The sequence below is a fragment of the Oligella sp. HMSC05A10 genome (genome assembly GCF_001808335.1).
In the GTDB taxonomy this organism is placed as follows: domain Bacteria; phylum Pseudomonadota; class Gammaproteobacteria; order Burkholderiales; family Burkholderiaceae_B; genus Oligella; species Oligella urethralis.
In genome coordinates, this window is the sequence record NZ_KV792871.1 from 38,883 (window position 1) to 60,403 (window position 21,521).

Annotated in this window: 25 protein-coding genes; 9 read left to right on the top strand and 16 right to left on the bottom strand. The window is 47.3% G+C overall.

Features of this window, described 5'->3' with window-relative positions; genetic code table 11:
• Nucleotides 1–4 precede the first annotated feature (4 nt).
• Nucleotides 5–484, top strand: a complete 480-nt coding sequence (gene bfr, locus HMPREF3144_RS03140) for a bacterioferritin (RefSeq protein WP_070476352.1) — start codon at nucleotides 5–7, stop codon at nucleotides 482–484.
• A gap of 79 nt (nucleotides 485–563) precedes the next feature.
• Here the strand turns inward: bfr and HMPREF3144_RS11375 are convergent, their stop codons facing one another.
• Nucleotides 564–773 carry a (2Fe-2S)-binding protein gene (locus HMPREF3144_RS11375; RefSeq protein WP_081606603.1) on the bottom strand — a complete coding sequence of 70 codons (210 nt, stop codon included), beginning with the start codon at nucleotides 771–773 and terminating at the stop codon, nucleotides 564–566.
• 307 nt (nucleotides 774–1,080) lie between these two features.
• Here HMPREF3144_RS11375 and HMPREF3144_RS03145 point away from each other — a divergent pair, with 307 nt between their 5' ends.
• Complete coding sequence (locus HMPREF3144_RS03145; RefSeq protein ID WP_018027005.1) at nucleotides 1,081–1,878, top strand: TOBE domain-containing protein; 798 nt, start codon at nucleotides 1,081–1,083, stop codon at nucleotides 1,876–1,878.
• 15 nt (nucleotides 1,879–1,893) lie between these two features.
• Here HMPREF3144_RS03145 and HMPREF3144_RS03150 read toward each other — a convergent pair whose 3' ends face one another.
• The 4 genes from HMPREF3144_RS03150 to modA are packed head-to-tail and all read right to left on the bottom strand — an operon-like array spanning nucleotide 1,894 to nucleotide 4,624.
• Entirely contained in the window at nucleotides 1,894–2,322 is a 429-nt protein-coding gene (locus HMPREF3144_RS03150; RefSeq protein ID WP_070476354.1) for a TOBE domain-containing protein, read from the bottom strand.
• Nucleotides 2,323–2,330: 8 nt separating this feature from the next.
• Nucleotides 2,331–3,104 (bottom strand): ATP-binding cassette domain-containing protein, encoded by a 774-nt coding sequence (locus HMPREF3144_RS03155; RefSeq protein WP_070476357.1) that lies wholly within the window; start codon nucleotides 3,102–3,104, stop codon nucleotides 2,331–2,333.
• 12 nt (nucleotides 3,105–3,116) lie between these two features.
• Nucleotides 3,117–3,791, bottom strand: coding sequence for a molybdate ABC transporter permease subunit (gene modB, locus HMPREF3144_RS03160; protein WP_070476359.1), 675 nt, complete (start codon nucleotides 3,789–3,791; stop codon nucleotides 3,117–3,119).
• A gap of 35 nt (nucleotides 3,792–3,826) precedes the next feature.
• Nucleotides 3,827–4,624: a molybdate ABC transporter substrate-binding protein gene (gene modA / locus HMPREF3144_RS03165; protein WP_070476361.1), complete on the bottom strand. Its 798-nt coding sequence runs from the start codon at nucleotides 4,622–4,624 to the stop codon at nucleotides 3,827–3,829.
• 215 nt (nucleotides 4,625–4,839) lie between these two features.
• Between modA and HMPREF3144_RS11770 the strand changes: the two genes are divergently transcribed.
• A complete protein-coding gene (locus HMPREF3144_RS11770) occupies nucleotides 4,840–5,274 on the top strand; it encodes a hypothetical protein (protein ID WP_210394289.1) in 435 nt (144 codons plus the stop codon).
• Complete coding sequence (locus tag HMPREF3144_RS11990) at nucleotides 5,162–5,416, top strand: hypothetical protein (RefSeq protein ID WP_181778362.1); 255 nt, start codon at nucleotides 5,162–5,164, stop codon at nucleotides 5,414–5,416. Before HMPREF3144_RS11770 ends, HMPREF3144_RS11990 begins: the two co-directional genes overlap by 113 nt.
• A gap of 330 nt (nucleotides 5,417–5,746) precedes the next feature.
• Here the strand turns inward: HMPREF3144_RS11990 and HMPREF3144_RS03175 are convergent, their stop codons facing one another.
• A complete protein-coding gene (locus tag HMPREF3144_RS03175) occupies nucleotides 5,747–6,205 on the bottom strand; it encodes a single-stranded DNA-binding protein (protein WP_246823842.1) in 459 nt (152 codons plus the stop codon).
• Nucleotides 6,206–6,443: 238 nt separating this feature from the next.
• On the opposite strand from HMPREF3144_RS03175, the gene HMPREF3144_RS03180 reads away from it, so the two are divergent.
• The 3 genes from HMPREF3144_RS03180 to bamC all read left to right on the top strand — a co-directional run bounded on the left by HMPREF3144_RS03180 (nucleotide 6,444) and on the right by bamC (nucleotide 9,256).
• Nucleotides 6,444–7,067, top strand: a complete 624-nt coding sequence (locus HMPREF3144_RS03180; protein ID WP_070476365.1) for an L-threonylcarbamoyladenylate synthase — start codon at nucleotides 6,444–6,446, stop codon at nucleotides 7,065–7,067.
• Between the two features lie 111 nt (nucleotides 7,068–7,178).
• Nucleotides 7,179–8,075: a 4-hydroxy-tetrahydrodipicolinate synthase gene (gene dapA, locus HMPREF3144_RS03185; RefSeq protein WP_082145009.1), complete on the top strand. Its 897-nt coding sequence runs from the start codon at nucleotides 7,179–7,181 to the stop codon at nucleotides 8,073–8,075.
• A gap of 47 nt (nucleotides 8,076–8,122) precedes the next feature.
• Nucleotides 8,123–9,256, top strand: a complete 1,134-nt coding sequence (bamC, locus tag HMPREF3144_RS03190; protein WP_083290371.1) for an outer membrane protein assembly factor BamC — start codon at nucleotides 8,123–8,125, stop codon at nucleotides 9,254–9,256.
• 65 nt (nucleotides 9,257–9,321) lie between these two features.
• Here bamC and HMPREF3144_RS03195 read toward each other — a convergent pair whose 3' ends face one another.
• Nucleotides 9,322–9,540, bottom strand: coding sequence for a hypothetical protein (locus tag HMPREF3144_RS03195; RefSeq protein ID WP_070469278.1), 219 nt, complete (start codon nucleotides 9,538–9,540; stop codon nucleotides 9,322–9,324).
• 187 nt (nucleotides 9,541–9,727) lie between these two features.
• Between HMPREF3144_RS03195 and HMPREF3144_RS03200 the strand changes: the two genes are divergently transcribed.
• Together HMPREF3144_RS03200 and gdhA are read left to right on the top strand one after the other, a co-directional pair.
• Entirely contained in the window at nucleotides 9,728–13,393 is a 3,666-nt protein-coding gene (locus HMPREF3144_RS03200; RefSeq protein WP_083290372.1) for an indolepyruvate ferredoxin oxidoreductase family protein, read from the top strand.
• A gap of 121 nt (nucleotides 13,394–13,514) precedes the next feature.
• The gene (gene gdhA, locus HMPREF3144_RS03205) at nucleotides 13,515–14,867 is read left to right on the top strand and encodes an NADP-specific glutamate dehydrogenase (RefSeq protein ID WP_018026991.1); all 1,353 of its coding nucleotides are present in this window, start codon (nucleotides 13,515–13,517) and stop codon (nucleotides 14,865–14,867) included.
• Between the two features lie 86 nt (nucleotides 14,868–14,953).
• On the opposite strand, the gene HMPREF3144_RS03210 is transcribed toward gdhA, so the two are convergent.
• The 9 genes from HMPREF3144_RS03210 to ccmA are packed head-to-tail and all read right to left on the bottom strand — an operon-like array spanning nucleotide 14,954 to nucleotide 21,520.
• The gene (locus tag HMPREF3144_RS03210) at nucleotides 14,954–15,796 is read right to left on the bottom strand and encodes a tetratricopeptide repeat protein (protein ID WP_070476366.1); all 843 of its coding nucleotides are present in this window, start codon (nucleotides 15,794–15,796) and stop codon (nucleotides 14,954–14,956) included.
• Nucleotides 15,796–16,245 (bottom strand): cytochrome c-type biogenesis protein, encoded by a 450-nt coding sequence (locus HMPREF3144_RS03215; protein ID WP_036559959.1) that lies wholly within the window; start codon nucleotides 16,243–16,245, stop codon nucleotides 15,796–15,798. Before HMPREF3144_RS03215 ends, HMPREF3144_RS03210 begins: the two co-directional genes overlap by 1 nt.
• A 16-nt stretch (nucleotides 16,246–16,261) precedes the next feature.
• Nucleotides 16,262–16,804 (bottom strand): DsbE family thiol:disulfide interchange protein, encoded by a 543-nt coding sequence (locus HMPREF3144_RS03220; RefSeq protein WP_070476368.1) that lies wholly within the window; start codon nucleotides 16,802–16,804, stop codon nucleotides 16,262–16,264.
• A gap of 2 nt (nucleotides 16,805–16,806) precedes the next feature.
• A complete protein-coding gene (locus HMPREF3144_RS03225; protein WP_070476370.1) occupies nucleotides 16,807–18,762 on the bottom strand; it encodes a heme lyase CcmF/NrfE family subunit in 1,956 nt (651 codons plus the stop codon).
• Nucleotides 18,759–19,235, bottom strand: a complete 477-nt coding sequence (gene ccmE, locus HMPREF3144_RS03230) for a cytochrome c maturation protein CcmE (protein ID WP_018026986.1) — start codon at nucleotides 19,233–19,235, stop codon at nucleotides 18,759–18,761. The genes HMPREF3144_RS03225 and ccmE overlap by 4 nt, the downstream gene beginning before the upstream one ends.
• Nucleotides 19,228–19,416: a heme exporter protein CcmD gene (gene ccmD, locus HMPREF3144_RS03235; protein WP_070476372.1), complete on the bottom strand. Its 189-nt coding sequence runs from the start codon at nucleotides 19,414–19,416 to the stop codon at nucleotides 19,228–19,230. Before ccmD ends, ccmE begins: the two co-directional genes overlap by 8 nt.
• Nucleotides 19,416–20,189 (bottom strand): heme ABC transporter permease CcmC, encoded by a 774-nt coding sequence (ccmC, locus tag HMPREF3144_RS03240; protein WP_246823844.1) that lies wholly within the window; start codon nucleotides 20,187–20,189, stop codon nucleotides 19,416–19,418. Before ccmC ends, ccmD begins: the two co-directional genes overlap by 1 nt.
• A gap of 4 nt (nucleotides 20,190–20,193) precedes the next feature.
• Nucleotides 20,194–20,841, bottom strand: a complete 648-nt coding sequence (locus HMPREF3144_RS03245) for a heme exporter protein CcmB (RefSeq protein WP_018026983.1) — start codon at nucleotides 20,839–20,841, stop codon at nucleotides 20,194–20,196.
• Between the two features lie 19 nt (nucleotides 20,842–20,860).
• Nucleotides 20,861–21,520 (bottom strand): heme ABC exporter ATP-binding protein CcmA, encoded by a 660-nt coding sequence (gene ccmA, locus HMPREF3144_RS03250; RefSeq protein WP_070476377.1) that lies wholly within the window; start codon nucleotides 21,518–21,520, stop codon nucleotides 20,861–20,863.
• Nucleotide 21,521: the final 1 nt, after the last annotated feature.

Sequence of the window (21,521 nt, forward strand, 5' to 3'; positions counted from 1 at the left end):
TTGTATGAAAGGCGATCGTCAGGTTATACAGGCTTTAAATAAAACGCTACGAGTGTATTTAACCTCAATTAACCAGTACTTTTTGCATGGTCGCATGCATAAAAACTGGGGCTTTGATGCCTTAGGCAAGCATATCTACAAGGAATCCATTGCTGATATGAAGTTTGCCGACGACATCATTGAACGCATTTTACTGCTAGAGGGTCTGCCAAACTTACAGGATCTCGGTAAGCTTTACATTGGTGAAAGTCCAGTTGAAACCCTTAACTGCGACATCAAAACCGAAGAGCTTAAGGATGAGGTGCTGATGGAGTCGATCAAGCTAGCTGAGGAGTTAGAGGACTTCGTGACGCGTGATCTTTTAGAAAAGCTAAAAACGCATAATGAAGACCACTGGGACTGGCTACAGATGGAGCTTGAGCTGATCGAGGAGCTTGGCACAGAAAACTATCTACAAACCGTGGTAGAAAGAACGCCTGAATAGCGCATTTAAAGCCAACACAAAAATAGCCGAGATAAAATTCTTATCTCGGCTATTTTACTGCTTACAAACTGAAATCTAACTAGAGTTTAACTGTCTCGCTCAAATCACTCACTTCCACTGAACGTAGCTGAGGGTTTTTAAGATAGGAACTCGCTACCTCAGCACAGCAGCCACAGCAGGTCGCTACACCTAATTCCGCCTGCAAGTCACTGAATGAGTTTACTGTGCCTGCTGCCACACTCTCCTGAATCTGGCGATCTGTAATGGCATTACAAAGACAAACGTACATAAAGTCTCCCCCTGAAACAGTACTATACTGCTGATGCTTCTATGCTTGCGGCCTATCACTAACAACTAAATCAAAAGCTACTGCAAATAGAAGATCGACTCAGATTAAAATATATCATTGTGTTCATCATTAAAACTATACATAATGATAACTGTTCTCATTATCAAACTCAAGTACTACCGGTCTTTTTTACAACAAATGAGTGACACTACTTATTGAGACATACAATCGCTCTTCACTCTCACTGATAAGCCAAAAGCCATCAAAAATGCTAGCATATAGCATAGTAACTGAGCAATTTATAGTCATGAGTCAAAGCAATCAAAATCACGATGATGCTATCCGCTTTCAAGGTCGCTTTTGGATTGAGCGCCATCATGGTACCTTTTTAGGCCCTGGTCGGATTGAGCTATTGGAACAAATCGAATCAGGTCGTTCCATTGCCGAAGCCGCTCGACAACTTGGCATGGGCTACAAAACAGCCTGGGATATGCTAAATGCGATTAATACCCTCGCGGATGAACCGGTGGTGATTAGTATTAAGGGTGGTCGACGAGGTGGCGGCTCTCGCATCACTGACTATGGTAAAAAGTTGATTGCATTTTATCGTCACATTGAAAGTGAATACCAGGCGATGCTGATATCCCTAGAGCAGCGCTACGCTAATATTAATGATTTTGCCGTTGAGCCAAGTCCACGCTTGCAACTTCGTACCAGTGCTAGAAATCAGCTATCGTGTAGTATCCAAGCCCTAGAAAAACGGGGACATCGTATTATGGTGCGCTTAAATCTGGGCGCAGCGCAAGAAATTCAGGCCATGATTACCCAAAAAAGCATTGATGAAATGAAGCTTTCTGTAGGTCAACAAGTCTTTGCGCTAATTAAAGCACCCATGATCTCGCTCAGTCAAGACAGTACAGAGGCCTTAGAGGGCGTACTAGAGGCAGTTGATCGAGATGAGGCAGGCGGAGCTGAACTACTAATTCATCTTAAAAGCGGTCAAACCATCGCTGCCATGATTGATGATGCATCCCAAGCCCCAGAATGCGGCGCAACCGTTTACGCCGCCTTTGATCCTAAGCAGGTGATTATTGCCACCTTTTAATCAGTTGATGGCTGTTTAGGCCTTGGTGCCAACAATCACGTGTGAGGCCTTGATAATAGCTGTCGCCTTAACACCGGGTGCTAAGCCTAAATTATCCACACTTTGATTGGTCACAATGGTCGTAATCACCATGCTCGGCGCAACTTCAAGTGCTACCTCAGCATTCACTGCGCCCTTATTTAATTCGGTCACGGTACCGGTTAATTGATTACGCGTTGAAAGCTTAACACCTTCTAAGTCTGTTGCTAGAATCACCGACGAAGCCTTAACTAAAGCAAAGGCTTTAGCACCCTCAGTGAGGCCTAAATGCGCGGTACTTTCTTTAGTAATAATGGCTGTGATTAACGCACCGTTAGCAATTTCGAGTGTGACCTCGTCATTAACTGAACCGGTGGTGATGGATTTAACGGTGCCTTCAAATTGATTACGTGCGCTAGTTTTCATAGACTCTCCTAAAGCTTAAAATTATCAAAATCTCTTTGGCAGGCGTCCATAATTTGTTGCCAAGCGTGCTCTTTGCCAAGCTTCGCTTGCATCTGACGGAAAGGCAGACGCTCGCTAATGACGCCTCGCCCAAAGAGAATTATATGATCAGCCAATGCCTTAATATCCTCTAAATCATGAGTAATCATCAGCATCGGCACATTAAATCGCTCCTGGATTTGAGCTAATTCCTCGCGCATTCTAACACGCAACATCACATCAAGCGCTGACAACGGTTCATCTAGTAATAACAGATCTGGCTCGGTTAATAAGGCTCTTCCCAACGCCACGCGCTGACGCTGCCCACCAGATAATTGACTCGGCAAACTGTAGGCCAAATCAGCAATACCTAAGGTCTCCAGCATGGTCATGGTTTTTTCTTTGGCGGCTGCGCCAAGCGGCAAAGGCCAGTGACGTAGGGAGTAAGCGGTATTTTCCAAGACATTCATATGAGGAAACAGTGCATAGTCCTGAAACACGATACCAATACGTCGTCGATGCGGCGGCACAAAAATATTTTTTTCGCTATCAAATAGCACACGATCGGCGAGTTTAATATAGCCTTTGCTTGGTCGAATCAAGCCAGCAATTACCTGCAAGGTCACACTTTTGCCGCAACCCGAGGGACCAAAAATCACGGTGCGATCAGTGGCCGTATCAAATTCCACCGACATAGGGAACTCGCGCTTATTTCTGCCCGATTTTTGCTTAAGATTGAGTTCAAACTTAACGCTTAAATGCATCGTTCTAGTCCACTAACGCTTCGGTGCCAACCAATAACCGGATGCCGCAAGAATAGTCACGCACACAACAGATATCAGCAGCACTAAAGCGTTTGCGCGGAAATCATCACCAGCCTGTACCGCATCATAAACCGCCATCGACAAGGTTTGCGTACGCCCTGGCAAATTACCAGCAAGCATTAAGGTCGCACCAAACTCACCCATTGCGCGGGCAAAAGCTAATAAGACACCAGCGGTAATACCGCGCGCTGCCAGCGGCAAACTCACCCGAAAAAACACGCCAAGCCCTCTGGAACCCAGCGTGCGTGCTGCATATTCGAGATTTTTCTGTACATCCTCAAAGGCCGCCCGTGCCGATTTAAAGACTAAGGGGACTGCTACTACCGTCGCAGCCACCACCGCCCCCTGCCAAGTAAAGACTAACTGTAGACCAAAGACCTTTTCTAACCAAGGGCCAAACGTACCGCGACGCCCAAACAGTACCAATAGATAATAACCTAGGACGGTTGGCGGTAAGACCATAGGCAAGGTAAGTATCGCATCCACCACGTTTTTTCCGAAGAAATTAAAACGGGCTAGGACCCACGCAAACATAATACCTAAGAGAAAGGCGAAAAACGTTGCGTAGATAGACACCTTAAGCGTCAGCTTTAAGGCGCTTAAGTCTTGAGGACTAAACCACTCCATGCAATACTACCTTGTTGTAACGGCTATCAATCAAACTACTTATCCATGTCCTTAATAGGAATAAAGCCGTACTTCGCTAAAATCGCCTGACCCTCATCGGATAGGACATAAGCAATAAAATCAGCAGAAACTTTAGATTTAGTCTGTGTGGTTTCAGCGATAGGATAAACGATAGGATTAGGTACCCACTCACCAGCTTTTTCACCAGCAGCCACCGTAGGGATAACTAAAGCCACGTTTACCTTATCCTCATCCTGCTTGGCATCGGTAGAAAACACAAAGCCTGCTTCAACTTCACCACGGCTCACGTAGCTCAAACTCTGACGCACGTTAGATGCAAGTACTAATTTAGGCTCAACCTTTTCCCATAGACCCTCTTTTTGCAGGGCGGCACGCGCATAACGAGCATTAGGCGTGGTATCCGGATTACCCATCGCAATATGCTCAACATTATCCGCTGTTAATTGCTCTAATGAATCAAAGCTAAGCTTACTATCTTTAGGCACAATCAATACCAAGCCATTGCCGATAAAATCGACACGGCTATCCTTTTTGACCATACCCTCTTCCACGGCCTTATCCATGGTTTGCTGATCAGCTGAGGCAAACACATCCACCGGTGCGCCCTGAAGAATCTGTTGCAATAACGTACCTGAAGCACCGAAGTTAAACTCTACTTTGTGCTCAGGATTTTTAGCCTCAAAGGCTTTACCGAGTTCGGTATAAGCATTTGTCAGGCTAGCAGCAGCAGAAACCGCAATCGTATCCGCCACCGCAAGTGGAGAAATCAAAACAGCACCAAGCGCCGCTATTGAAAGTAAAGTACGCTTCATCTAAAAGCTCCTAATCGAATTAAGGGGGAATCGAATTAAGGGGGAATGCTGATGGCGGGTAAAAACCATCAGCATACGATATATTAATAAAAATATATCACTATCAAACTATCTACTAATAATGGTATTTTATGATATGTGACATTCAAAACGCAATCATTTCAATATGTTTTTAAAAATATATCGAGTTCGATATTAATCCTTAGGATAGATAGATGATTTATATGCCAGATAGTTTGCTTGAGTATTACTTACTTGAAGATATCAGTATGGGCGACCTAACGACCCGCAGCCTTGGCCTACACGGAAAACCAGGACGGATGACATTTACTAATCGCCAGCCCACAACCACAAGCGGCATTAAACTGTCCGAGCGTCTTTTAAACAAACTCGGGTTAAAGGTCACCGCAGCGCTTGCAGATGACATGAATATCACTGAGCCGCAAGTACTTTTGTGTGCAGAGGGTGATATCGCCGCCCTGCATCAAGGCTGGAAAGTGGTACAAAACATCCTCGAATGGAGCTGTGGTGTGGCCCATGCTGCCTCTGAACTGGTACAACAAGCACGCACGCAAAACCCACAGGTACAAATCGCCTGCACCCGCAAAAGCAGCCCCGGCACTCGGCTGTTGCCTACCGCAGCCCTTTGATTGGCAGCAGCATATTGAACAATTACGTCACAGCGCGCCCGAGAAAAAAATCATGGTGGAAGCGGACAGCATGAGCGAAACGGAACTAGCTATCAAAGCAAAGCCCGACATCATCCAACTTGATAAATTCAGCCCACAGTAGATCCTTGAAGCACTGAATCTAGCAGCACAACTAGACTTTCAGGGGCAACTCATTGCCGCTGGCGGTATCAACCGCAGCAACATCCAGGACTATGCAGCCACGGGAGTACCCGTGCTAGCCACCTCCTCCCCCTACTATGCTAAGCCTGCAGATATTAAGGTCACGCTTAAGCCTAACTAAACCTCTAGTGCGCAAATAAACAGCAACGGGTCTGACCATCTGAGCCTCGCTGCAGCCTACAACAGAAGCTTAAGCCATGCGACGATTGCTAAGCATTGCGCTAGCGATACGACATCAGCAATCGTCGCCCCCAATACCACTAGCTCACAACTAATTTACGCTCTCTTGCGCATCCTCCGCAAATGGCGAAGATTCCTCATGCTCAAAAAACTCCGATACCCCATCCTCAAATTCAATCGCTTCGGACTCCATCGCCTGACTGCGATTTTTTGACCAAATCATCTTAAGCTCGCGCGCATGCACCTCACAAATCGTCCTCACCACACCCTCATCATCCGTGTATTGACGATTTTTAATCCGTCCACGCAACCATAGCTTATCGCCGACATCCATATAGTCACTGACGCGCTTTGCTAGGGTACCCTTAAACAACACCGTATGCCATTGGGTATCACTCAATAAAGCGCCATTACTACGATCGCGCCACTTCTCAGTGGTTGCCAATGAAACCCGCAAGTGCGGCTTACCATCTTGAAAATATCTAAGCTCCGGCTGATGACCTAAATTACCCATCAAAACAACTTCATTAATGCAAGATGTCATATCCATCTCCTCTACTGTCGGATTAAAAAAGGCGCGGCTCGCTGAGTTGCTAGCTCATGAACTGCGCCAAGGCTCATACCTCATTTATCACTTTAGAGCAAAGCGTGCGCTTTGTCATCCGTAGGCGGAGCTATTTGTCCACCCTAACAGTAAGCGCTATTGAAGCAAATTTAGGTCTAGCAATCTTGATTTGATTAATTTAAGATGAATGGTATTGTTCACAACAACCACAAGAGGATATGCGATGGCTATTGTATATGAACTACACCCCGACGATCCGCAACAACGACTCATCAATCAGGCCGCCGGGCTATTGGCTAATGGCGGTATTTTAGCCATACCGACGGATTCCAGTTATGCCCTTGTTGCCCGCTTAGATGATAAAAACGCCGCCGACAAATTGCGCTCCCTACGCGGTTTAGACGACCGCCATCACTTGACGCTAATGTGCCGCGATTTATCAGAGATTGCCAAATTTGCTCATGTGGATAATCAACAATACCGTCTATTAAAATCAGCCACCCCAGGTCCTTGGACCTTTATTTTGGAAGCGACCAAGGACGTGCCGCGCCGGGTACATCATCGCTCTCGTAAAACTATTGGCATTCGTGTACCCGCTCATAAAGTCACGCTGATGCTTTTGGAAACCCTGGGGGAGCCGCTGTTAGCCACCACCTTTATCGCCCCTGAGAAGAGTGAGCCTTTTACCAATATCGAGGACTTTGCAGCAGAGTACAAGCACGAGCTTGCTGGCATTATCGATGCTGGTCCATGTCGTGGCGTTGGTACTACCGTGATCGATTTAACCCAAAACCCGGCAGAAATTGTGCGTCGAGGCTCCGGCGACCCAGCCACCATTGGCCTATAGCTTATTAACTAGCGCCCCGATTTTCTTTATTTTAAGATGAACTTTTCATGTAAACTAAGGGGTTAAGACTATTATTCAGTTTCATACGATTTGTTATTTAAGGATGTGATTATGTCAAGCAACTCTTACCCCGTTTTTAGGGGCAGTATCCCGGCGCTAGTGACGCCGATGCTCCCTAATGGCGATGTAGACTATGAGGCTTTTAAAAAGCTGATTGATTGGCATGTTGAGGAAAAAAGTGATGGTCTGGTAGTGATTGGCACTTCCGGTGAGTCGCCCACGATTAACTTTGAAGAGCATGCCGCCCTACTTTCTACTGCGGTAGAGTTTGCTGACGGTCGCATCCCGATTATTGCCGGCGTGGGCGGTAATAGCACCAAAGAGGCCTTGCAGTTAACGATTGACGCGCAAAAGGCCGGTGCCCAAGCGGGCTTATCCGTGGTCCCCTATTACAATAAGCCAACCCAAGAGGGTCTGTATCAGCATTTTAAATACATTGCTGAACATAGCGAGCTACCCATTCTTTTATACAATGTACCTGGCCGCACCGTCGCCGACATGTCAAATGACACGATTCTGCGCTTAGCCGAGGTGCCCGGCATTATTGGTATCAAGGACGCGACGGGTGATATTTCACGCCTCGGTCAGCTGATGAAGTATAAGCCAGCCGATTTCCAAATTATGAGTGGTGATGATCCAACGGCGGCCGCCTTGATTTTATTGGGCGGTCAAGCCAATATCTCAGTCACGGCAAACGTCGCACCACGTCTTATGCATGAATTGTGTTTTGCGGCACTAGCGGGTGATTTACCCAAGGTGCGCGAATTAAATGCTAAGCTTTCAACACTTAATAAAGTGCTCTTTGCTGAAGCCAACCCAATTCCGGTTAAGTACGCTTTAGCCAAGATGGGCAAGACGCAGTTAGGCTATCGCTTACCCTTGGTTGAGCCTAGCGAGGCGACTAAGGCATTGGTTGATGCAGCGCTCAAAGAAGTCGGTCTTATTTAATCTCTATTTAATGGTCTAAAAAGCCTTTCCATAAGGAATTACCATACATGCTAAAACTGCACACAAAATTTCGTTTCTTGGTCTTAGCTACCGGTGCAACTGTGGCAATTACTGGTTGTAGTTCAGTCCAAGACTTACTGACTCAAGATCAAGTTGACTATAAGAGCACGGTGCGCGGCGATCCTTTAAGCTTACCGCCCGATCTATCTAACGCCCAAATCAGTAATCCCCAATACAGCCTGACTGGCGGCACGGCGTCTGCACGAGTTTATAATGAAGCACAGCAAAAAGCCGCTGCCAATCAGGGGGTCAATGTACTGCCAGAGGTTGCCGGCATGAAGGTGATGCGTAGTGGCGATACCCGTTGGTTACAGATTAATGCCGATGCCAATGATGTGTACCCACGTCTAGTTTCTTTCTGGAACAACGAGGGCTTTACCATTAATCGTGATAATCCTCAAGCAGGTATTATTGAAACTGACTGGGCTGAAAACCGTGCCAAGATCCCTGGCAACTTCTTACGTCGTGCCCTAGGCTCCATTATTGATATGGTCTCTGACAGTGGTGAGCGTGAGCGTTTTACTACCCGTCTTGAGCGCAACGGCAATCAGACCGAGATCTACATCAACCACCAACGCATGGTTGAAACGGCGATGGATCGCGACGCCACCACCTTTAGATGGCTTCCTGCCGAAGAGGACCCAGGCTTAAACGCCGTGATGCTATCACGTTTAATGGTCTATCTAGGTGCCGAGGAAGAGCGCGCTCGTAACGCTGTGCGTGAAGCGCAGGTCGTCGGTGCGACAGCACAAGCACAAGAGCAGTTACTGACCCCAGTCGATGGACAAAGCGCCTTAAGCTCATCGCTTTCCGCAGATGATACCTGGCGTCGTGTCGGTAGCGCCCTGCATAGCGCCGGTTTTACCATTGATCAATCCGATCTGGCTGAGGGTAGCTATGTGGTACGTTATCTAGATACGGATACGGGTGAAAAGCGTCAGGCTGGTAACTTTATCAGTCGCCTCTGGGGTGATCACGGCAATATCACGCCCCTCCCCTACACCGTCAAAGTGACGCCACAAGCTGGTGGTTCAATGATTTCCGTGTATAACCAACAAGGCCAGCCGGAAAACTCACAAACGGGTAAACGTATCCTACGCGTGATTAGCGAACGCTTCTAGTGCCCACATACTAATCAGCGTTTTTATCAAGCTCCGTTCGCTTAGGCGACGGAGCTTTTTGCTACTTATGATGACTCTCCAGGACCCTTGTGATTTGACCGGCTTAGTTGAATCAAGGCATGAATCATTAGCAGTAACAATACCAATAAAAAGGCGCCCATAAAGCCTATCAAAATGTTTTGACTGAGAATCCAAAACACCACCGTTAATAACAGCACACAAAGAATCCAACGACGACTAACCCAAGCAAAAAAGCTCACCACTTGGCGCTTCAACTTACTCATCCCTAACCCATCTCTTTTTAAATCAAGTAAACAACAAATTGTTACTCATATAGAAGTTTTCGGCTTAACCCTAATAAAAAAAATCTTTTGAATCACGCATAATATGGGACGACCATTCACAAGATGGCAAAGATTATAAACGCAATTTTACCCATTTTGCGTAGATCAGTTTTAGGAGACCCTACGGATGAATAAAGCAATTCATAATCCGTTTGATGATGCTACCTCCACGGTAGACATACAAGAGACAGACACAGCTCAAGACAAGGTAGATAGTGCTGCCTTGAGCTGCCAGTTAGCACCCGGCCACGAGGAAATTACCTTAGATACCAAGTACACCGCACGTTCAGGGCGTGTCTTTATGAATGGTACCCAGGCCTTGGTCAGACTTCCCCTGATTCAAAAGCTGCGAGATGAGCAAGACGGCCTTAACACCGCCGGTTTTATTTCCGGTTATCGCGGCTCACCCTTAGGCAATGTTGACTTAGCGCTATGGTCTGCTAAAAAGCACCTCGAAGCGCATGATATTGTGTTCCAGCCAGGGCTTAATGAAGACTTAGCAGCCACCAGTGTTTGGGGCACGCAGCAATTAAATTTATTCCCCGAAGCAACACGCGAAGGCGTATTTGCGATGTGGTATGGTAAGGGGCCCGGCTTAGACCGCTCCATGGATGTGTTTAAGCATGCGAATAACGCCGGTACGGGCAAGCATGGTGGCGTGTTATTAATTGCCGGTGATGACCATGGTGCTAAATCCTCCACCGTCGCTTACCAATCGGAGCATATCTTACAAGCAGCCGGCATCCCGGTCCTCTACCCTTCTAGCGTACAGGAGTATTTAGACTACGGTATTCACGGCTGGGCCATGAGCCGTTATTCCGGTCTATGGGTGAGCATGAAGTGCGTCACCGATGTGGTGGAGTCCAGTGCTTCCGTTGACATTGATGTAAATCGAGTACAGCCAATTTATCCTGAGGATTTTGAATTACCAGCAGACGGTTTAAATATCCGCTGGCCTGATACACCATTAGCACAAGAAGAGCGTCTAAATAACTACCGTTGGTACGCAGCCCTTGCCTATGTACGTGCCAATAAAATTGACCGTATTGTGTTTGATTCACCTAATGCTAAATTCGGCATTATGACCGCCGGCAAGGCCTACCTGGATGTGCGTCAGGCCTTAATTGACCTAGGTTTAGACGAAAAAAATTGTACCACCCTTGGTATTCGTCTCTATAAGGTAGGCTGTGTCTGGCCCCTAGAGGCACAAGGGGCGCGCGAGTTTGCGACGGGTTTAGATGAGATTTTAGTCGTTGAAGAAAAACGTCAAATTATGGAGTATGCCATTAAGGAGGAGCTCTATAACTGGCGTGATGATGTACGTCCTGAGGTCTATGGTAAGTATGATGCCAAGGACGGCGGTGGCGGTGAATGGTCGGTACCGCGTGGGCCTTGGTTACTACCGCCAAATGCCGAATTATCGCCAGCCATTATTGCCAAAGCCATTGCTCAACGTCTATTAAAGCGTGAGATACCGGCAGAAATCCGTGCCACCATTGAGGCACGCATTGCCATTATCCGCGCCAAGGAAAAGGATGCGGCTCGTATCTCTGTGGTGAGCGAGCGCAAGCCTTGGTTCTGCTCTGGCTGTCCGCACAACACCTCAACTCGGGTACCTGAAGGCTCCCGTGCCGTTGCGGGCATTGGGTGCCACTATATGACCATCTGGATGGATCGTAATACCGACACCTTTACCCAAATGGGTGGTGAAGGCGTGACTTGGATTGGTCAACAGCACTTTACTAATACCAAGCACATCTTTGCTAATCTCGGCGATGGTACTTACTTCCACTCAGGCATTCTGGCCATTCGTGCCGCCATCGCCGCCAAGGCTAATATCACCTACCGGATTCTATACAATGACGCTGTTGCCATGACGGGTGGACAGCCAGTCGACGGCACCCTGACGGTCCCCATGATTAATGCCAGCTTGGTTGCCGAAGGGGTAAAAAAGGTGGTGATTGTCACGGACGAGCCTGAAAAATACAAAGGCGTTTCATTAGTTAATAACCCAGAAATTCGTCACCGTGATGATTACGATGCGGTCATGGAAGAAATGCGCAGCACGCCTGGTACCACCATTATCATCTACGACCAGACCTGTGCCACCGAAAAGCGTCGCCGCCGTAAGCGTGGCACCTACCCGGATCCGGTGCGCCGTGTCTTTATTAATGATGAGGTTTGTGAGGGCTGCGGTGATTGCAGTGTAAAATCGCACTGTTTATCGGTTGAGCCCTATGAAACACCGCTCGGTACCAAGCGTCAGATTAATCAATCGAGCTGTAATAAGGATTTCTCGTGTTTGAAGGGTTTCTGCCCAAGCTTTGTCACCGCTGAGGGTGCACAAATGATTAAGCCCAAGGTTGACGGCACCAGTCTGCCTAGCCTTGATAAAAACCTGCCCGCACCACAACTACCGGCCATTGACCGTGCTTTCAATATTCTAGTACCCGGCGTGGGTGGCACTGGCGTAGTAACAGTGGGTGCGATTTTAGGCATGGCGGCGCATTTAGAGTGTAAAGGCGTACATGTGTTGGATATTACCGGTCTTGCCCAAAAAGGCGGGGCGGTGATCAGTCACGTACAAATCGGTGAACAACCCGCAGATCTCTATGCCACACGGATTGGTATTGGTGAGGCAGATGTGATTTTAGGTTGCGATTCCTTGGTTGCAGCCTCTAAGGAAATTACCTCCAAAGCACAAAAAGGACGCACCTGGGGTGCAATTAACCAGGCTAAAACGCCAACCGCAGAAATTATTGCCAACCGCAAATGGCGTTATCCAAGCAAAATCACAGAGCATGATATCCAAGATGTCCTCGGTGAAGATAATGTGCTGTTCTTTGACGCCAATCGTATGGCCCTCAAGCTATTAGGCGACACCATCTACGCCAACCCACTCTTGATGGGCTTTGCTTGGCAACATGGCAAAATCCCGCTTCATTACGAAAGCATTATGCGTGCCTTTGAGCTGAATAATGTCGCCGTGGATAAAAATAAAGAGGCCTTTGAATGGGGCCGTCATCTAGCGGTTCACGGCACCGATTCAGTTGTACCGGCAGCAGCTGAGGCACAGCTGAACAATACAGATGAGCAAGGCCGCTCGACCCAAGCCATTCACTTTGCGGAAAACTTAGATGGTTTAATTGAGCGTTTAACTAAGCGTTTAGTGGACTATCAAAACCAAGCCTATGCCGATCGCTTTACGCAGGCGGTGGCTGCCGTGCGTGAGGTAGAACAGCGTGTTGCTGGTAAGCACGCCCGCCGTCTGACACAAACGGTGGCGCGTAATCTGCATAAGCTGATGGCTTATAAGGATGAGTACGAGGTGGCTAGGCTCTACTTAAGACCAGAGTTCTTTGAGCGCTTAAGACGTCAGTTTGAGGGCGAGCCTGGTAAAGACTATCAGCTTTATGTACATCTCTCGCCCCCAAGCTTAAAGCTTAAAGATGGTGAGGGTGCGCCGCGTAAGAAAAAGTTCGGCCCCTATATCTTTACCCTCTTTAAGGTGCTGAGCAAACTGAAGTTCCTCCGCGGTACCGCCTTTGACCCCTTTGGTAGACACCCGGATCGGGTCTTAGAGCGTCGACTGATCACGGATTATTTGACCATGCTAGATCAACTCAAATTATCACTCAATGAGAATAACTATGACCTAGCCTTGGAATTAGCCAATTATCCGGATGATATTCGCGGTTATGGTCACATCAAGGAGAAATCGGTTGAGGCAATGGAGCAAAAACGCGAGACGTTGCTAAAACAATTAATTTCCGGGAGAAATTTAGCCGCATAAGCCATTTTACTTGCACAAAAGTAGCTTAAAATAGGAAAATGGATCGTTGGATAAGGATAGATATAGATGCATTTTATCTATCTTTATCCATGGCCTTTTAATCTATTTTCCTATCACTATCATGAGCTATTTAGAAAATACTTTCACTCGATTTCACAAAATTAACCCGCATGAACCAGAGTTCACACAAGCGGTACACGAGGTTCTGGAGTCCTTAGAACCTTTATTTGCTCGTGAGTCAAAATACGAAGATAATGGCATTTTAGAGCGCATTGTTGAGCCGGAGCGACAAATCGTTTTCCGTATTGCTTGGACTGATGATAGGGGTCGGGTTCGCGTTAACCGCGGCTTTCGTGTGCAGTCCAACTCAGCCTTAGGCCCGTACAAGGGCGGTCTTCGCTTCCACCCTAGCGTGTGCTCCAGTGTGATTAAGTTTTTAGGCTTCGAACAAATTTTCAAAAATGCACTCACTGGTTTAGCCATTGGTGGCGCCAAAGGGGGTGCAGACTTTGACCCCAAAGATAAATCCCCTGCTGAAATTATGCGTTTCTGCCAGGCCTTTATGACAGAGCTTTATCGCCATATCGGTGCGACCATTGATGTGCCTGCGGGTGATATTGGTGTAGGCTCACGCGAAATCGGCTATATGTTTGGTCAGTATAAGCGTCTCACCGGTCACTACGAGGGTGTACTTACCGGTAAGCGCCCGCTTTGGGGTGGTTCCTTAGCACGCACCGAGGCCACGGGCTATGGCTGCGTTTATTTTGCGCAAAACATGCTCAAAGCCCATAATAAGGACTTAGAAGGTCGCATCTGTACCGTTTCCGGTGCCGGTAACGTAGCCATTTACACCATTGAAAAGCTGCAACAATTAGGCGCCATTCCAGTGACATGTAGTGATTCCAGAGGCTTTATCTGGGATAAGCACGGTATCAACCTAAATACGCTTAAACGTCTCAAAGAGGGGGCCAATGAGAGCCTAGAAAGCTATCTTAAATACCGTCCAGATGCTGTGTATACACCTGTTGAGGACTATCCAGAAGGTCGAAATCCAGTGTGGTCAGTACCTTGTGAATTAGCCTTTCCTTGCGCAACGCAAAATGAGCTTAATGAGCATGATGCAGAAACACTCTTAGCCAATGGCTGTATCTTGGTTTCAGAGGGCGCCAATATGCCAAGCACGCCTGAAGCGGTGCATAAATTCTTACAGGCAAAAATCCTTTACGGTCCAGGTAAGGCGGCTAATGCCGGCGGTGTCGCCACCAGCCAACTGGAAATGGCACAAAACGCAAGTATGCAACAATGGACTTTTGAAGAGGTTGATCACCGTCTACGGATCATTATGGAAAATATTTACCGCCAATGCGCTAATACCGCTGAGGAGTTCGGTGAACCACATAACTTGGTCTTGGGTGCTAATATTGCCGGCTTCCGCAAAGTGGCCGATGCCATGATTGAACAAGGCGTGTATTAATCGGAGTGCTTAGCTGACTTCGGCAATCTCAAAAGCGCTGCCCTGAACCATCAGAGGCAGCGCTTATCGTTTGATTCAAGACTCAATTAATGCGGCTTAACGCCGCTGGCTGGGGCGCCTAACATAAAATCAGGATGCCCTGAACCTGAGCTGGGGTGAGCCCCACTCGCAGGCGAACCCATCACGGGCTCCGACATCATGCTGCCCATGGCACCACTCGGATGGCCCCCACCCGCACCAAATATATCCGCCTCACGCTGTTTGATTAATTCAGCATAGGCTTCCGGATCACTAGCGGCTAATTTGGCTTCCTCAAGCTGCTCTTTAATCCAGATTTTATCTTCTTCTTGGATGCTTTTATCGGCTAATAATCGCTCCCAACTTTTGATCGCTTCAACGTAATTACCCTGCTGGAACATGGCCCCACCTAAGAGCATCAAGGCATCGGGATTATCCGCCTCTAACGCCAATGCCTGACCGATCAACTCCAATGGCTTACCTTCAAAGCCACCGCGGTAAATGGCTAGGGCCCCGGCAAACAGGGCCAAATTATTCGGATCCTTTTCGATTAAGGGCCAAGCCTTACCAAAACGAGCGACAGACTCCTCGTAACGACCCATTGCCCGATAGCTATGCGCTAACATCAACTGCCCCTTGTAGTCTTCAGGATTGGCCTCCACGCGCTGTTCTAACAAGGACACCGCATCAATAAACTGCGCAACATTACCCGTTCGCTCAAAAGTGGCCACCGGATCCCGTTGATCCTTAAGATAAAGAAAGTAAAATACCCCACCAGCTATCAAGGGGATCACTAAAAAGCCCAAATACCAACTACGACCACTTTCTTTAGGTCGCAAACGCAAAAACAATACACTACAAATAAGCAGCGCTAAAATGACGCCGACAATAATCCAATAAGAACTATTCATTATTCTGCTGACTCCGAATCTCGCATATTTAAACCCTTACCCTGTTGACGGATGGTTCTGATTAAAAGCACTAACATAAGGCCTAACACCAGAGCAGGGCCCACCCATAATAAAAAAGTAGTGCTATTAAAGGCGGGTTTGTAATTAATAAATTCACCATAACGCTCAACCATATGCTGCACGATCTCCTCATCGCTTTTGCCTAAGCTAAGCTGTAAGCGAATCTCTGCCTTCAGATCATCGGCCAGCCCCGCGCCCGAATCTGCGATGGATTGATTTTGACAGACTAAACAACGTAAATTCTTCGCCAACTGATGCTCACGTTGCTCCAGTTCCGGACTTAAGGTGATTGATGCCATGCCATCCTGAGCCTGCGCAGTTAGGTTCATTAAACTCAAAACAGCCGCAAAAAGGAGGCTTAATAATTTATGATTAAATAATTTTTTCATATCAAAATGACAACAATTAATCTGCCTGCTGTTGCGCTAAGGCACGCCGTACCGCTGGTAACAAATCCTGCGTCCAACTCTCTTCATCCAAAGCACCCACATGACGATGTGTAATGATGCCACGCTCATTAATCACAAAGGTTTCAGGCACACCATAAACACCCAAATCCAAGCCCAAACGACCCTGTTCATCTTGTAAGCTAAGACGATAAGGATCACCCCAGTCACGCAACCAACGTAAGGCTGGGCCACTTTGATCCTTATAATTCAAACCCACCAAGGCCACATTCTCGGGTAATGGCTGTTCAACAAAAATTTTATGCTCGTATTGACACGCCTCACACCAAGATGCCCACACATTCAACACAAAAACCTGTCCACGAAATAAGGCTTGATCATAGCGTTGATTTTGATTTTTCAACGACGGTAAATTAAATGCCGGCATCGCCTTACCGACCAAGGCCGATGACAGCGGCTTTTGCTCCCTACCCAAGCCTATCGCCAATAACAGTACTAGGGCGCCCAATAACAATAAGGGCCAAAAACGTTTAAGCCACATACTTACTCCGTTGGTTGTCGCTGCGTGTTCATCTTTGGACGTCGTAGTCCTTTAAAGGACAGTAAAGCGGCTAAGGCCATCATCATAAATCCAGCCCAGACCCAATTCATTAAAGGCTTATAATAAAAACGAATGGTCCAAGGACTAGTTTCAAAATCCGTGCCTTGCATCTCGCCCAAACTCATATATAAATCACGGAATACACCCCGATTAATCGACGTTTCTGTGGTCGGTTCGCCACCGGAAAAATACTGCCGTTTCTCCGGTCGTAGGCGTGCCAATAGCTTATCATCTTCCCACACCTCAAAATGTCCGATGAGCGAATCAAAATTAGGGCCGACCTTACCCTCTAGGTGCATAAAGCGAATCTCATAGCGCTCGATCTGCAGGCTTTGACGCGGATAAATCACCCGATTATATTCAACGGCATAGTTTTTAGCTGCTAAGGCGCCGATCACAAAAATTGCCAAGCCTAAATGCCCTAAATTCATGCCTATAAAATGTAACGGCAACTTCCACAGTGGTTGCTGGTTCCGTCGCATCCGATCAATTAGCAAATAAATTGAGGCAAAAGCAACCCACCAGGCCGCTGTAAAACCTAGACCTAGCCACCAAGAAAAATCCTCCCACCACATTGGCATGCTCATACCAATGCAGCTGGCTGGTACTAGCGGAATAATTAAATCCCTAGACATACGTACAACGCTGTCATACTTCCAACGAGCAAAAATAGCCAGCGGTATCAGCAATAACAGCAATAACCACAAGGGTGCAAGCACCGACTCAAAATACGGTGCGCCTACCGAGAACTGACCAAGTTGAAAAGCTTCGGTAAGAAGTGGAAATAAAGTGCCCACCATCACGCTGACACAGGAGACCACCAGCAACACATTATTCAGCAGCAATAACGACTCGCGCGAAAATAAGGCAAAACCTTGTGCATTTTCCTGTAGTTTCGGAGCACGCCAAGCATACAGTGTTAAAGCCGCACCTATCACCACACATAAGAAGATTAAAATAGCGACCCCGCGAGTCGCATCGCTAGCAAAGGCATGCACCGAGGTTAACACACCTGAACGCACTAAAAAAGTACCCAATAAAGCCAAGGCAAAGGAGGCAATGCTTAATAAAATGCTCCAATGGCGGAATACCTGCCGTTTTTCTGCCACCAACAAGCAATGAATCAATGCGGTCAAACAAAACCAGGGCATTAAGGAGGCATTTTCCACTGGGTCCCAGAACCACCAACCACCCCAGCCTAGTTCATAATAGGCCCACATACTGCCGATTAAAATCCCAATCGATAAAAAGCCCCAAGCCGCCAATGCCCACGGACGACAACTGGCTGCCCAAGCTCTTCCCGCATCACCGCTAATTAAAGCGGCTAAGGATAAGGCAAAGACATGGGTTGTACCCACATAGCCCAGATATAAAAAGGGCGGATGGATAACCAAACCGATATCTTGCAATAAAGGATTTAAATCAGCCCCCTCAGGTGGTGCGGGTTCAATTAACTCAAAGGGACTGGAACCGGCCAAAATAAACAGCAAAAAACCGCTCATCACTGCGCTCAACACGCCCAATGCATTCAGTGCCATGCTTGCTGATAAAGCCCTGGCCCAACGCAAAAACACTTGATTCCAAATACCTAAAAGCAGCGCCCAGAATAAGAGCGACCCCTCATGGCCACCCCAAGCCGCTGAGATTTTATAAAACACAGGCAATTGACTATTCGAATGCTGAGCCACATAGCGCACATAAAACAGATCATTCAACAGCACAATGATGAGGGCAATAAAGGCGATTAGGACCAGTAAATTAGTGAGATTGCCACTTAGTCTAACCAAGGGTATCAGCGCCTGTCGCTTCGCTGCCGCATAAAAGGCAGCAACAGCGGCAAACAATGAAAACATGAATCCTAGCAATAAGGCAAAGCTACCTAAATTCACCCAAATCATTGCGTCTCCCCTGCCTTAGATCCCTCAAGCGGGAGCGCACCACCAGTATATTGCTGATGCATCGTGGAGGCAGCTTTTTCTACCTCAGGAGGCATGTAGTTTTCATCGTGCTTAGCAAACACCCGTTGAGCGATAAATCGCTCACCATTCCACTCTCCTTCAAGCACTGCCCCCTGCCCCTCACCAAAGAGATCTGGCAATAAACCCTCATAGCTGACTGGAATCGCATCGCCATCATCAACCAACTCGAAGTCAATTTGTACCGAGTCCTTGTGCTTGACTAAACTGCCTGGTCTTACTAAACCACCGACACGCACGTACTGATGGGGGGCGACTTTGTGCGCCCGCACCTCGCTAGGCGTGTGAAAGAACACCATATTATTGCGTAAGGCATTAACCACTAAAACAGTACAAGCAATTAAACCAAGCACAAATACCAACACCCAAAGCAATCGCTTTTGTCGCTTATTCATTGAACACCTTTTTTGAAGCTAAGCGCTGAATTCTACGAACACGCTTCCGTGTTTTCTGCTTTAATTGCCTCAGGGACAGCCCCTCGACGACTAGCATCAACGCGCACAATAAAACAACAGACCAGACATATACCCCATGACCACCCATGGTTAAAAACTCATTGACGGATTGCCAGTGCATTAATGACCCTCCTTCGCCAAGATGATTTGCTGTGCCCAATCGCTATGGACATATTTATTTAAGAGCAGCCAACGCGCACGCGCCAAAATCATACCAATCGCATAGGCCCACGCCGCAAAGCTCATAAAAAGCAAGGCATATAACATATCGGGATGAATCGAAATGCCACGGCTCATGGTGATACTGGCGCCTTGATGTAAGGTATTCCACCAAATGACGGAAAAATAAATGATCGGCACATTCACGACCCCAACAATAGACCACAGCGCAGCCACTAAGTTCGCTCTTTGCTCGCTACGAATACTTTGCAACAAAGCAATTAAACCCAAATACAGAAACAATAACAATAACATGGCGGTTAAGCGCGCATCCCAGACCCAATAAGTACCCCACGTTGGTTTACCCCAAATGGCCCCACTCAGCAACGACAATAAGCACATCAAGGCCCCTGTAGGTGCCATAGCGCGCACCAATAAAATGGAAGTATGGGTGCGCCAAACCAAATAAATAATGGACCAAAAAGCCATCGCCACATAAATAATCATTGCCATCCAACTGCTGGGCACATGCAGAAACATGATTCGATAGCTATTACCCTGTACTGCATCTAAGGGCGCAAATAAAAAGCCGTAAACACAACCAATGAGACCAAGCACGATGGCAATGCTCCAAGCCACGACTGCGCCACGTTTAGCAAAGCGCTCAAAGTACAGAGGACTGGCAAAACGACGCCAAGTGCTCGGTTGAGCTGAGGATTGATTGAAAGAGCTCATGTGTTTATTCATAGGTAGTTTTAAGCGCAAAACGCGATGCCCATGGGAAAAATAACCAAGAAAATAAAGCGCAAGCGATTAATAATTGCAAGTGGGCTAAATAATTCTGCTCATCTAAGGCCCCTGCCGCAAAAATCAGCGCAGGAACACACAGCGGAATATACAACAAGGCGGGCAATAAACTTTGCGATAAACCCACCGTCAACGCCGCCGCTAAGGTACCGATCGCTGTGAGAATCAAGCTAAAAAAGCACAATAAGGGCAACACCAGAACAAATTGTTCAAACTCAAAATGATACTGTAGCGCTAATAACAAGGCCCCGAGTAATAAAGGCACGCAGATGCACAACCAGTGCGCAAGCATCTTACTATAAATAAAGTAAACCGCATCAATCGGCGACAACAACATTTGCGCTAAATTACCATCTTGAAAATCGTCCTCAAAGATCAGTGAAAGTGATAATAAATTAGCTAATAAAGCTGCAATCATCATCACGCCTAAGCCGATTTGTCGCAAAAACGCCGGCTCGCCACTGATGGCTAAAGGAAATAAGGCTGCTACCAATAACAAAAAGAAAACGCTTCGGTATATCGCTGAACGATTTTTGAGCATCAATCGCACTTCATGCGCAGTCAATGATAAAAACAACATCACGCCGCTACTCCCTCTCTCATACCGTGCCCGATAACTGCAATGTATGCACCGGCAAGGTCTGACATTGCTCGGTGTGACTCACCAAGATGACCGCCCCACCGGTAGCGATATGCTCAGCTATCCAATGTTCAAGACGCTCAACCGCTAGCTGATCCAGGGAATTAAACGGCTCATCTAGAAGCCACAAAGCCCGTTGTCCAAATAAACGCAGTCGCGCTAAGGCGATTTGCTTTTTTTGACCTTGGGATAAGAAGGCAGCCGGCTCATCTAACAGTGCTAACAGCTCCACTTCCTCAGCCCACGTCAAAAGTTGTGCTGTCGAGAAGCGACTATTAGCCCACAGGGCTTGTCGCTCGATATTCTCACGCACGCTCAACCTCAGATTCACCGCCGTTTGTTGACGGCAATAGTGAAAGCACGCACGGCGCCTTGCGATAGCCGGAGCAAAACCACCGTCCCGGGACGCTTGAGCGCCTGCTTCATACCAAAGCACCTCACCGCTATCAGCGCTTGTTAAACCGACTAAAACATCCAATAAGGAGCTTTTACCACTACCGTTCGGGCCACGTAGATGCCACAGCTGCGACGGGTAAATCTCAAAGCATAGCTGCTCAAAAAGCAATCGGTCTCGGCGCCTAAGACTCAGGTCTTGTGCCTTTAATAATGCCTTTGCCACG